Genomic DNA, 12,245 nt, shown 5'->3' on the forward strand with positions numbered 1-12,245 from the left:
AAAGGAACCGATCGTCATCGGGTGGGCGGAGCTCATGGAGGCGGCGTAAGAGAAGGTTGACAATGATTCAGGAGATGGGTAGGATGGATTCGCTAAATCAATTTCCACCTCATTTTGGGACGCTGCGCTTTGCTGCAGCGAATCTGGTTGGACAAAAAGGTAAAGTTCTAGCTATCGAACCAGATATGTGGCTAGTCAACATCCTACGAAAATCATCGCAATTAAAAACAAACATTCATCTTTGTGTAGATGTTCTTCCAGTTGCAGTTTCGGATTCTGTTGGGATTGCAAAATTTAATATCGCAAAACGTGGAAGAGCTGCCAACTACTTGAACAATTGTGATGGATCATCTCAGACTGGTGGAATACGTGAGATCCAGCTTGTTCCGACTGTGAGTTTGGATTGGTTGCTGGATAAATATGCTGTCCCCAATATTATTAAGATAGATGTTGAAGGTGCTGAATACCTGGTTTTAAAAGGAGCAGAAAAAATGCTATCAGAAGTGAAGCCAATAATTTTGTGCGAAGTTTCGTCAAATCTGATTGAAGATGTTAGCGATATTTTAAAGAAACATGGCTATTCTCTCTATGATGCAGAATTGGAAAAAGAAAATAGAAAGCTCTTGAGTAGTGCCGTGTGGCACACCTTAGCCTATCCGCCAAGCCATGCTCAAATTTAAAAAATCTGCCAAGGCATTGGAATAAATGGGCTTAATTTTTCATTTGCTCCAAGGTTTTTAGTTTCTATTCCTTATGGATGCAAAGATTTATGCAAGCAAAAAAATAGGGCTATAGAAAAAGCATAAACTATCAAAGGCAATGATGCCAATTTCGGGAAATGGTTTTTTAAAAAGAGGATTTGACATCTTCCTTTCCTCCGTTGGTCTGCTCATTTCTCTCCCTCTCTGGGTTATCATTTCCCTCTTGATCAAGGTTGAGGATGGCGGACCAGTCTTATACAGGCAGGAAAGGATCGGCAGGAGAGGCAAGATTTTTAAAGCGTTGAAGTTCCGCTCCATGATTCCTGATGCCGAGAAGCATACCGGTCCGGTCCAGGCCAGCCGGAATGATCCTCGCGTCACGCGCGTTGGAAGGGTTCTGAGAAAAACTGCTATGGATGAACTTCCCCAGCTTGTCAATATCTTGAGGGGTGATATGTCCTTTGTTGGTCCGAGAGCTCTGCGGCCCAAAGAGATTTTGCAGAAGGGTGTTAATGGCAAGAATGGGGAGATAATAAGGCTAGAGGATATTTCAGGGTTTGAAGAGCGGTTGAAGGTCCGCCCTGGGCTCACCGGGCTCGCCCAGATCTTCGCGCCTCGAGATGCCCACCATCATTCCAAATTCCGCTTTGACCTCCTCTATGTCAGGAAGATGAACCTCTGGCTCGACCTCTATCTCATCTTTCAATCCTTCTTTATCACCTTCCGCGCCCGCTGGGAATAGTACACTTTTTTCCGCCATTTGTTAATAGCCATTATCAAATGCCCGAGTTGTTTGTATATAGCTATTTACAAATATCCCTACTTTTTAGTAATATAAGCCTGATAAAGGAGATACCTGCATGTTCTATGATCGGGAGTTGAGAAAAGATATAGTAACGTATTTAGAGGGACCGGAGGCTATCATCATTCTAGGTTCTAGGCAGGTCGGGAAAACGACGCTTCTGAAAATGATAATGGAAAGCATAAAGACACAAGAAAATGCATTCTATCTTGACTTGGAAGACTCCAGGAATCTCGACCAGGTAAAAAAGGGTCCGGAGAATCTTATGAGATTCTTGTCTTCCATTGGCGCTTCTTTCCAGAAAAGAAATTATCTTTTTCTAGATGAGATACATTATCTGGATAATCTTTCAAGGTTTATTAAACTCAGCGTGGATCACTATTCAAATAAATTCAAAGTGATAGGCACCGGCTCATCGGCATTGGGTATCAGGCTGAAATTCAAGGAAGCCATGGTGGGAAGAAAACTGATTTTTACACTTTATCCGCTGAGTTTTCGCGAATTTCTTCATTTCAAAGAACGAAAGAATCTTGCTAAGAATTTACCTTCCGAGCCTTTTAAGCAGATAGAGGAAATTACTCGGTTTTTTAAAGAAGATTACGACCAATTCTTTCATGAATTCTTGATCTTTGGGGGTTATCCAAGGATCGCTCTTGAGAGCAGTTTTGAGAAGAAGACAAAACTGTTGGGCGAGATCGTTGACTCTTACATCTACAAAGATATCAGAAGTCTTTTCCATATTGGAAATATCCACAAGTTCAATGATCTTGTCAGAGTCCTAGCAAGTCAGGCAGGTTCCCTGGTGAATGTTTCCGAACTCTCAAGAACAGTAGGAATATCAAGACCAACGGTGATGAACTTTCTTTCCATTCTTGAGAACTCTTTTCTTATATCGATGATTCCTCCTTATTCTAGGAGTCACCGGGTCGAAGTCCGGAAAGCTAGTAAGATTTACTGGCTTGATAACGGATTGCGCAATTACCTTATCAATGATTTGAGTGCTTCACCATCCAGAACGGATATGGGCATTCTTCTCGAAAATGCCGTATTCACGGGTTTGACGAAGAGAAAAAAGGAAATGGACCATCTCTATTACTGGCGCACGAAAGATGTTACTGAAGTAGATTTTGTTTGTGAAAGTGGTAGGGAATTGATTCCCATAGAGGTGAAGACCCATGCACGTATCCATCGCGGGATGAGCAATTTCCTGAAAAAATATAATGTCAAGAAGGGATATATTGCCCATACGGGAGATTTTATGACAGCCGCGATTTCGCATATCCCTGCTTACTGGCTTGCCTGAATTCCTGCAGCGAATAGGTCCCTACCGCAGTCCTTTGGCGAGGAAGTTTATTTTTTTCCGGATTTCATTGTTATCGGGGTTAAGCTTCAAGGCTTTGTTGTATTCCTCATAGGCTTTGAGGATATCGTCCTTTTTCTCGTAGGCTTCGCCCAGCAGGAGATGGACATTGATACCGCTCTCCCGGATCGTCTTGCGGTCAAAACGTCTGAGGATGACTTGCAATCTTGATAGGGCTAGATCGGTTTCTCCATTTTTCAAATGGAGTCTGGCGAGCTGGTAGTGATTTCGGATTTCCTGGCCGTTATTCTCGACGGCCTTTTGCGCGGCTTCTATCGCGCCGTGCAAGTCTCCGCTCTTTTCCATGGCTGAAGCTATATGGTAGTAAACCTCTGAAAGATCTTCAGCCTTCTTTACGTATCCCTCTTTGAGCATCCTCTCCGACAGGATCCTCGTCTCTTCATTCTTCCCGGAAGCAGTGTAGAGCTGACAGAGTTTCCGATAGGGGGCCATCCTGTCTCTTGATAGTCGGAAGTTCTCATTAAAGTACTCTTCGGCATCCTCATAGTTTTTACTATCGAAAAGAAAATCTCCGTACAGGCTCTGCAATTCGGGTTTGTTTTCCAGGATCAAATCTATGACTTCTTCCCGGTCTCTTTCGTACTGGATCTCGGAAAAGATCGTTGCCGAGAGATTCCTGTTAAGGTCTAATGCCTTTCTGAAATATTGTCCGGCCTTTTCTGCCTCCCTCATCTGAAGGAAGTATTTTCCCGCCAGGCTGTTGAGCTGGGCATGGGAAGGGTTCAGTTTCAAAGCGCGCTCTATGTAATGACCGGAAAGAGCATGGGCGTCCTTCATTGAGTCAAGATCGATGAAATCTTTGGCAAAATTCAGGCTGATTTCGACAAGCTGTGTCAGATAGAGCAATGACCTGAAATTCGAGGGGTTGAGAACAAGAGAAGAATATAGAAGCTCAAAGATCTCTCTGATGAGCATCTGATCCTCATCCATTCTCTTCGGCGCATGTGGGTGAAGTATCTCCATGAGTCTGAGTTTCTCGTCTGGACTCAGGGAAAACGCTTCCAGTCCAAGTTCCGAGACTTTCAGGCAATAGAAAGGATTATCCTTTTCTTTCACGCATCCCATCCTTGCCAGGGACAGACTTTCTTCCAGCTTCTTGAAATGGCTCTGCAAGGGACTCTTCTTCTGATTCGGCTTTTTCTTTGATTCTTCCTCTTGGGGGGAGAGGATCTTCAATCGGAGATTGATGAAGGATGCCGTGAGATGCTTCAGGGAGTAGTATCCAAGAGAGATGGCCAACAAAGTCGTCAGAAGGATCTGCAGTAAAAAAAATCTATTTCTGATTTCAAAAACCATTTACAATGATCTTCCTTTCAAGTACACTTTCCTGATTTCCTTTTCCTCCTCCCTCAATGATTATCAAGGCAAGAACGACCGAGAACAGAAGCGCGTTGGAGTAAATATAGAGATTGAAATCAGTGAATTCGTGACCCAATATCGCAATGAATGAAGCCGTCAATCCGAAGAATATAGAAAGTCGTTCCGTTCTATGCTTTCTGATTTTTCGATAAGCTAAGCGCAGGATCAAAATGATGAATAAAGTCACAAGCAGAGCCCCCGCGATTCCTGTTTCTGCCAATATCTGCAGATAGTCATTGTGAGCGAAATCGTATCGGACACCCCAGTCGTGTGAGGAATGAATCAGAAAAGCATATTCAAAAGTTCCAAACCCGGATCCCAGGATCGGGAAATCCGGGAAAATATGCAGGGAATCTTTCAGAGCCGCCATTCTCGTCTTCTCCCCCGAAAGCTCTATGTCTAAAGATTCAAATCCTTCCCTCATCTTTTGAAAGCCATGATTTATGAACGGGGTAGCGATAAGAATAAGGATCAACATGATAAGAGATAATTGTGTTCTTCTTTTCCGGTACCAGAAGATGGCGGAGGAAAAGAGAAAGATCAGGGAGAAAACGCAGACGATGAGACCACTCCTGGAATAAGAGAGGAGAAGTCCAGCAAAGATAATGGATATGCAGAGAAAGACGAGTAAGCACTTCAATTTCAGAGGGTGAGACAGGGAGAGCACTTTCTCGCGAAATGTTTCCGATTTCCATTCGGATTTCTGGATTAGATAAAAGAACAATCCGAGACCGATTGGAAGAGTCATTTCCAGGAATCCGGCAAAGTGGTTCGGGTTGACAAAGGTCCCTGTGGCAGAATCTCGGTTATAGATCTTTTCGAAGAAAAAGATATGCTGGTGGTCGCTTAAGTATTCCAGAAGCCCGTAGAAAGCCTCGAATGTGCCAATCACGAGAAGAGTCTTCAGGATCTTATCAACCTTTTCCCGTGTTTTGAAATGTTCCGTCACCACCAGAAAGACGAGAAAGAAGGAAATGATCTTGAAGAGCATCTCTCTTGTTCTGTAAGGATGGATGGATATGGGTTTCCAGGAGCTTTGTCGCATACTCCATGACGAGTTATCCTTCCCTTGTTTGGCAAGCTCCATATTCTCCTGCACTTTCGCGGCGTAATCTCGCTCCTTCATCAGATTTTTCTTCTGATTGGTTTCCATCTCTACGGAAGTAGCGAGAGCAAAGAATTTTTCTTCAATGCTTTTTATTTCAAGGTTGTGGCCGTCATATCCCGGGATCGCCTCCGCGTAGAGCCAGTAAGTCTTGGGTGAAACAATTCTGAGGATTTTCGGGGGAAGGGGAACAATCTGAAGGATGACAAGAGCAATGAAAAGCAATCCCAGAAGATGGAGTCTTGAAAATTTCGGTATATGGATTGAGAGTTCGCTTCGAGCTTTAATTGAATAAAGGGAAATCTTCAGAAGCCAGAGGAGCGCGATCATGGCGATGAGAATCTGGGCAACGAGAGTCGACCACTGCCGTGCCGAACCCAGGGGCAGAGGAGCCCACAGGATCAGAACGATAAAACCCCAGTCGATGATTGTTTCAAGAGTCTTCAGAGTAGTTCTACAGAGTTATCCACAAGAAATGTTCATGGAAATGCATTCAGGTTTTAAAGACTTTCCTGTTCTTCTTTTTCATTTCCAGGACTTTTTGCTCGGAATCCTCATCATGATAGTAGTGGTAATAATAGTATTTATAATAAGGATACGAGCTCTGGTAGATATCCACATTGTTGATGGTGCAGCCTATGATCTTGGCGTTCACAAGCGACAGCTTTTCCTTGCCCCGGATGGCGGCATCTCTTGGGGTTTTTGCTCCATGGATGACGAGGATGACGGCATCGACCTTCGAGGAGAGGATCGTTGGGTCGGTAACGGAGAGGACCGGCGGTGAGTCGAAGATGATATGGTCGAACTCATCATGCCCCTTCAGGTAATCGAGGAGACTGCTGAAATTCTTGGAGTCGATCAGCTCCGAGGGGTTGGGCGGAATCGGCCCGCTGGTAATGATGGAAAGATTGGGAATGGGGCTATCCTGAAAGATCTCGTTGAAGGCGGCATTACCACTCAGGTAGTTAGAGATTCCCATTGTGTTCTTCAGACCGAGAATCTTATGGATCCTTGGCTTTCGCAGGTCGGTATCGATGAGAAGGATCCTCTTGCCTATCTGCGTGAATGTCACTGCCAGATTCAGTGAAACAAAGGTTTTCCCCTCCTTGGGCTGATTGCTGGTGATGAGATAAGTCTTCGGCGGGCTATCCGGTGAGGAGAGCAATATGGATGTCCTCAACTCCTTAAACGCCTCTGCCGTCTTTGATTTAGGCTCATGGAAGCAGACCAGATCAATTTCCTTGTCGAGCCTTGATTCAGCTTCCTGAGTCTTTTGCTGAACGGACGATGCTTCCTTGGGAATGATCCCTAGGACGGATATCTTGACGTACTTTTCGACATCCTCAATGGTCTTCAATGTGTTATCAAGATATTCGAAGAAGAAGGCCAGGCCGATGCCGAGCAACAGACCCACAATGAGGCTGAGCGCTATATTTGACCTTTTCTTGGGCTTATAGATACTGTGAGGAGTCTCGGCCCTGTCCACGATCCAGATGTTGCCAATCATGGAGCTTTCTAGGCTGGCCGATATTCCAGTTTCGCCGCTCCTCTTGAGCAGGTCTTCCAGATTCTTCTTCTTGGTCTGGAGATCCGCACTCATGGTGCTGTACTTGATGTGATCTGCCAGCAGATTCTGGGTATCTTTGCTCAATTCGTCCAGTTCTTTCTTTAAGCTTTCTTCGACCTGCAGGGCTTCCAGGTATTCCCTTTTGGCGGCGCTGAGCGCGCTTTTATAGACATGAGTCCTCTCCTGTTCCATCAAATCCTTCGCTGCGGATATTTTTTCCCGGAGCTGAGCCATCTGAGGCCACTCTTCCTTGAATTTTTTGGATTTTTCCTGGTATTCCTGTTCCAGGCGTGAGATGTCAGCTTTCAGGTCCTGGATCAGGCGGCTGTTCATTATTTCGGGGAGGGCATCCGCGGGGGAACTTTGAATGCTCTTGTAGATGTTCTCTCTCTCAATCCTCTGGATGGTTGCTTCCGATGCCTTCTGCATGATCTGGGACATGCTCTTCTGCATCAGGTTCTGGTTCTCTCCTTCAAAGACATAGAGGTTGTGCTCTCGGGCGAATTGCTGCATGGTGCTCTCCAGGCTGGCGATCTCTGTGCGGAGTGAATGGATCTCTTTTTCGAGGGAATCCGATGCCATGGTCGTTGTCCGGTACTTGCTCTCGGTATTGAAGGCGATGTACTTCTCTGCGACGGTGTTGGCGATCCTGGCGGCAAGTTCCGGAGAATGGGAGATGTAACTGATGTTGACGAGTCGGCTGTTCCTGATCGGCTCGACCATCAGGCCTCCCAGGAAAGCGTTCACGATGCCGCTGTCATCCGGTTCATCATCAGCGTCATTATCTTTGCCGGAAGAGAAAAGACCCTTCAGGAAACCCATCAGGCTGAAGCCTTTCTTGCCCGTGAATTGCTCGTTCTCCTGCAGGTCGAGTTCATCTATAACCTTCCTGGCTATGGTTCGGCTCTGGATTAACTTGTACTGAGTCTGATAAAAGTCATCATAGGAAGGGGCCATGGAAAGGACTTCCTTGAAGGGAAGGACATTGGGAATATCCCTCTCGATCTGGACCTGTGCCGTGGCTTTGTATGTGGGAGGTATCATGAATGTCCAAAGAGTGATGGTCGTCACGAGGACAAGAAGCGTGATCAAGACCACATAGCGATGCTTGTAAATGATATTCCAGTAATCGAAAAGATTGATCTCCTTTTCCTCAAATCTTTCTTGATTATCTTCCATTAAAGCTCCTCAATAATCGGCATCAGGCTTCCCTGAGGGAAAAGGGTCAGAAGAAAGCTTCGGGGACATAGACGATGTCCCCATGTTTCAGGAATATGTCTTCGGCCTTTCCCTTCTTGACCTTTTTCAGGTTGACACCTATGATCTCACTTTTCCCTCCAGGCAGTCTCCTTAAGATCTGCGTCCTATGTTCGGCGGCCCGATCGGTGCTCCCCCCGGCTATCGTGATGGCTTGAAGGACCGTGGTGGATTCGGATCGCTTGATATCGAAACTTCCAGGAGTCTTCACCGCTCCGTTAACATAGATCTTCAGGAACATCTCGAGGGGGACGAAGATGACATCACCCGGCTTGATCTCTATGTTGAGTTCCGGCTCGCCAAAATACAGCAGTTTCTCGACATCAATTGGGATCCTCATCCTGTTTCCCTCATCATCATTCCTGTAAATGTAAAGCTCCTTGCCCACTTCGTCGGTGAATCCTCCCGCCTTGGAGACCATGTCGAGGATCCTCTGTCTCGAGAGCATTTCATAGATGCCGGGTTTCTTGACGGCACCACTCACGGAGATCTTCTTGCTCTCGGCCTCCCTGATGAATATGTTTACCTGCGGATTGTGGACGAACTTCGAGAGTAGCTCGGCGATCCTGTTCTCGAGCCGGCCTTTTGTGAGGTCCCGGCATGGGATCATTCCGATGAGCGGAAGAGAGATCGTTCCATTCTCCGAGACCCTGACGGTATGGTCGAACTGTGGTATATCAAAGACCTTGATCTCGAGGAGATCTTCACTTCCGATCCTGTAATCTCCTTCTTCAAACAGGGAAAGCTCGGGTGGTTGTTGCGCTTTGTGAGCTTCTAGGATGGGTCCCGGATCAGGACTCTTCATCTCTCTGTTCTCTGTAGCAATCGGTCTGCTGGCTTGGGGGTTCGATATCGTTTCAGCGAGTCTGGGATCATTGCCCTGCGGCTCTTCCGTCCCTTCCGTCTTCACTCCGGCAAAGTCAGGTATGGGGGTAGCCAGTTTGACATAGCTGTTGGAAAACGTGATGCAGAGGTTTCCTGCTCTGTATGTCACCCGGTAAGGCGTCCTGGCCGTGAGATCGAAGATGACGCGTGCTATACTTTGCGGTTGGTTCTGGAACTGTTCTGCTCTGATTCCGGCGAGGAATGAAGATCCGATATCTTTTCTGTGGGAATTTTCGATTCTCACATCGTAGAGGTCCACGATGACTCGGGGTGGATCATTCAGTTCAAAGTACTTGTAATAGTAGGATCCCTCGATAAACAGATCGATCTTCCGCTGTGTTTTTTCTCCGGATAGTTCGATCCCTTTCAGGATCCCGGCACAGAAGGCAGGTTTTGAAGTTGCTATGAAGAGAAAGATCATGAACGGGGCTGTCTTTAAGAACCTTTTTGTATAGATCATATCTTTACAAGTTCCTCAGGGATAAATTTCCATTATTATAAGCCTAAAATTCCTCTAGCAGGGAATATTTTTAAAAGCGGAAAGCGAAAGTGCTCCCGATCATAATCTGCTCGACATTTTCTGTGTACACATTGGAGGCTCTCTTCCATTTCATGGCTCTCAGCCCTACATTGTATTGTTCGTTGATCCTGAATTTCACGCCGGCAAAACCGGTTTTGACCTCATCCATGCGGATGGCGTAGATGGACCCGCCCTGCTCCAGCGGCAGATACTCCGGCAGGGAATACCTGCTCTTGAAGAGTGTCCCTCCCAGTTCCATCCCGAATCGTTTCGTGATGTGCTGGAAGATCGTCACGCCATAACTGTTTTGAATGGAATAGAGGTTCCGTCCGAAGATAGAGAAGACGGCTCCTTTGCTGTAGCTCAGGGAGATCCTTGTCGGTTCCATGATGCGAAAGGAGAGGGAAGCATCGCCAACCGGTCCCCTGTAACTGTTGAGATCCTTATGCTCGGGGAGGAGCGAGGCGTAGCCGATCCTGAAATTCCCGTTGAGGAAAGCGCTCGGATCGAACTTGAATCCCAGTTTGTAATATTTGCCTCTCATGTCCCTCTGCAGGGAATCGTTGAGGAAATCGTGCCGGATCTCCTCGCCTTCCAGGGTGATCGTCGTCTTCGAGAGCATTTTCTGCGAAAAGCCTAACGAGAGGGAATCTTCATTCCTGTCGAGGGATGCACTCAGCGTCGAACCGAAGTATTCGTCGTCGCTTTTGTATCTGATCGATGCTCTGGTAACAGTCAGCGAGGCGCTCGTCCTCGAGGAATGTCTGTAGGTGGAAGAGAAGGAAAGGCTGCCATTCGAGCTGCGTGTTCTGATGTCGATCTCGTTGTTGGGCCGCTCCTTGATATAGTTCAACGCTCCCTGCGTCCTGAAGAAGAACCTGGTCATGTAAAGGTCCAGTTCAGCCATGTTCCTGCTGTTGATGTGATTCAGGGAATCTTCTTTTGCGAAGAGAACGACATCGACCTGTTCCTTCAGAAGGATCTTTCCTCTGCTTCCCAGGTAGGTGAAGAGGTCGAATCCCGGAGAAAAGGTCGAAGTGAAATCGCTCTTTACGTCGGTCCGTCTTCTGTAAATATTGCTGTCGTATCCCGTATCCTGAATGGTAAAGAAGGGGCGAAGCCTCAAGGGACCCCATCTCAAATGTCTGTTGATCTCCGGGTTAAATCTCTCCTCCTGAGATCGGCATGGGAAGGAAACAAGCAGGCAAAGAACAGATAAAACTACTTGCAGGAGAAAGAATTTATTAGTTGAATTTATTTGCATCAAATGAATTAAGGGATCACTAAGCTTCAGATTTCAAGCGGTGTGAAAAGGAGAATCACTGCCAGGGGCTCATCGGCTTTTCTTCTTCCTCATCAGTCAGTTCGTCAATAGCCAGGCCGACGACGATCGCGATCCCCACGAGAGTCAATGTCGCCGTCAAAGGATTATTCCAGAATCCCGTTTTTGCCGGTTTTGCCTTTGCTTCCTTGGTGTTCTCTCCTTTCGCCATACCGGGGTTCTCAGCGTTTTCGTTGAGGGCAAGAGAAAGGGAGAGGGATTCATTCATGCCGACATCCAGCAGCTTATTAACGGCATAAAGTCCTTTTTCTGCCTGAACAGCGATATCGTAAGTTCCTTTCGGGAGACCTGATATCTCATAGGAGCCGCTTTCTGTCGTGGGCTGGCTTTCGTAAACTTTCTTGCTTTCGATTTCGGCCGCTTTGACGATTGCGCCGGCCACCGGCGTGGTCTTATCCGATGACAGTATCTTACCGCTGACTCTGGAGCCCGTCTGTTGACGCGAAAATCCGGGGCTTGCCACCATGAAAATAAACGAAAGAATGACCATGAAAGCAAAAAATTTTTTTACGGACATTAATCTTTTCATACTAACCTCCTTCATTAAGGATGAACGCATTAATTTTGCATGAATTAAAACATGTTTTACAGAAAAAAGTCAATAGGCTATGAAAAAAAATTTAGCTTTCAAGAGCTTCCTTTCTAAAACACGGGATAGTGAAATGGAAGGTCGTCCCCTTTCCTTCCTCGCTTTCTGCCCAGATCTTCCCGCCGAGATTCTCCACGATAAATTTGGAAAGGGGTAGCCCGAGGCCGAGCCCGTCCGCCTCTCTGATCTCCTGGCTCCCCATCAGCTTGAAGCGGTCGAAGATCTTATCCCTGAGGCCGGGTGGGATCCCAGAACCGTTGTCCGAGACCGATATTTTGATATACTCTTGCCCGCCGCTGTAATCAACATCAGACATGGCGACGGAAACCTTTCCTCCTTTTGGCGTGTATTTAAGGGCATTGTTCAGAAGGTTGCTGACGACCTGTTCTACCCTCCTCGTGTCGAAGTAGGCGGTCCTCTTTTCAACGCTCCTTTCGAAAGCCAGCTTGAGTCCCTTTTTTTCAAAGAGTGGTCTCATCGATTCGATCGCCTGCGAGACCGGTGCATGAGGGTCTCCTTCTTCCATTTTGAAGGTGAGTGTCCCTGCTGCCATCTTGGAGGCGTCGATGACATCAGAGATAAGACTCCCGAGCTTCTTCGTCTCCTCTGAGATTCATCTTCTACAGTTTGGGAGCTCTCATCACTCTAGAACCCTTGATTTTATTGAGTTCTTCTCTCATCCCTCACCAAAACCTGGTGCCAATATATTTGAGATAATTTTAAAATATATCTTGACA

10 protein-coding genes are annotated in these 12,245 nt (G+C 46.5%); 3 read left to right on the forward strand and 7 right to left on the reverse strand.

From position 1 onward, the window contains the following. Nucleotides 1–62 precede the first annotated feature (62 nt). The 3 genes from AB1756_04355 to AB1756_04365 all read left to right on the forward strand — a co-directional run bounded on the left by AB1756_04355 (nt 63) and on the right by AB1756_04365 (nt 2,806). Nucleotides 63–680 carry an FkbM family methyltransferase gene (locus AB1756_04355; protein MEW5806561.1) on the forward strand — a complete coding sequence of 206 codons (618 nt, stop codon included), beginning with the start codon at nt 63–65 and terminating at the stop codon, nt 678–680. A gap of 139 nt (nt 681–819) precedes the next feature. Then, entirely contained in the window at nt 820–1,443 is a 624-nt protein-coding gene (locus tag AB1756_04360; protein ID MEW5806562.1) for a sugar transferase, read from the forward strand. A gap of 118 nt (nt 1,444–1,561) precedes the next feature. Then, nucleotides 1,562–2,806 (forward strand): ATP-binding protein, encoded by a 1,245-nt coding sequence (locus tag AB1756_04365; protein ID MEW5806563.1) that lies wholly within the window; start codon nt 1,562–1,564, stop codon nt 2,804–2,806. Between the two features lie 21 nt (nt 2,807–2,827). Here AB1756_04365 and AB1756_04370 read toward each other — a convergent pair whose 3' ends face one another. From AB1756_04370 to AB1756_04400, 7 genes are all read right to left on the reverse strand, one after another. After that, the gene (locus AB1756_04370; protein ID MEW5806564.1) at nt 2,828–4,180 is read right to left on the reverse strand and encodes a tetratricopeptide repeat protein; all 1,353 of its coding nucleotides are present in this window, start codon (nt 4,178–4,180) and stop codon (nt 2,828–2,830) included. Then, nucleotides 4,170–5,678 carry an O-antigen ligase family protein gene (locus AB1756_04375; protein ID MEW5806565.1) on the reverse strand — a complete coding sequence of 503 codons (1,509 nt, stop codon included), beginning with the start codon at nt 5,676–5,678 and terminating at the stop codon, nt 4,170–4,172. Before AB1756_04375 ends, AB1756_04370 begins: the two co-directional genes overlap by 11 nt. 163 nt (nt 5,679–5,841) lie before the next feature. After that, nucleotides 5,842–8,094 carry a polysaccharide biosynthesis tyrosine autokinase gene (locus AB1756_04380; protein MEW5806566.1) on the reverse strand — a complete coding sequence of 751 codons (2,253 nt, stop codon included), beginning with the start codon at nt 8,092–8,094 and terminating at the stop codon, nt 5,842–5,844. Nucleotides 8,095–8,140: 46 nt separating this feature from the next. Continuing rightward, the gene (locus AB1756_04385) at nt 8,141–9,517 is read right to left on the reverse strand and encodes an SLBB domain-containing protein (GenBank protein MEW5806567.1); all 1,377 of its coding nucleotides are present in this window, start codon (nt 9,515–9,517) and stop codon (nt 8,141–8,143) included. A 70-nt stretch (nt 9,518–9,587) separates the two neighbouring features. Further along, the gene (locus AB1756_04390; GenBank protein MEW5806568.1) at nt 9,588–10,718 is read right to left on the reverse strand and encodes an outer membrane beta-barrel protein; all 1,131 of its coding nucleotides are present in this window, start codon (nt 10,716–10,718) and stop codon (nt 9,588–9,590) included. Between the two features lie 178 nt (nt 10,719–10,896). Then, nucleotides 10,897–11,448, reverse strand: a complete 552-nt coding sequence (locus AB1756_04395; protein MEW5806569.1) for a carboxypeptidase-like regulatory domain-containing protein — start codon at nt 11,446–11,448, stop codon at nt 10,897–10,899. A gap of 91 nt (nt 11,449–11,539) precedes the next feature. After that, the gene (locus AB1756_04400) at nt 11,540–12,061 is read right to left on the reverse strand and encodes an ATP-binding protein (GenBank protein ID MEW5806570.1); all 522 of its coding nucleotides are present in this window, start codon (nt 12,059–12,061) and stop codon (nt 11,540–11,542) included. Between the last annotated feature and the right edge of the window lie 184 nt (nt 12,062–12,245).

This window comes from Acidobacteriota bacterium, assembly GCA_040752675.1.
Classification (GTDB): domain Bacteria; phylum Acidobacteriota; class Polarisedimenticolia; order JBFMGF01; family JBFMGF01; genus JBFMGF01.

Coding starts and splice junctions, on each gene's coding strand:
- AB1756_04385 (MEW5806567.1), bottom strand. CDS start 9,517: ATGATCTATACAAAAAGGTTCTTAAAGACAGCCCCGTTCATGATCTTT.
- AB1756_04365 (MEW5806563.1), top strand. CDS start 1,562: ATGTTCTATGATCGGGAGTTGAGAAAAGATATAGTAACGTATTTAGAG.
- AB1756_04395 (MEW5806569.1), bottom strand. CDS start 11,448: ATGAAAAGATTAATGTCCGTAAAAAAATTTTTTGCTTTCATGGTCATT.
- AB1756_04355 (MEW5806561.1), top strand. CDS start 63: ATGATTCAGGAGATGGGTAGGATGGATTCGCTAAATCAATTTCCACCT.
- AB1756_04370 (MEW5806564.1), bottom strand. CDS start 4,180: ATGGTTTTTGAAATCAGAAATAGATTTTTTTTACTGCAGATCCTTCTG.
- AB1756_04380 (MEW5806566.1), bottom strand. CDS start 8,094: ATGGAAGATAATCAAGAAAGATTTGAGGAAAAGGAGATCAATCTTTTC.
- AB1756_04360 (MEW5806562.1), top strand. CDS start 820: ATGATGCCAATTTCGGGAAATGGTTTTTTAAAAAGAGGATTTGACATC.
- AB1756_04375 (MEW5806565.1), bottom strand. CDS start 5,678: ATGATCGCGCTCCTCTGGCTTCTGAAGATTTCCCTTTATTCAATTAAA.
- AB1756_04400 (MEW5806570.1), bottom strand. CDS start 12,061: ATGGCAGCAGGGACACTCACCTTCAAAATGGAAGAAGGAGACCCTCAT.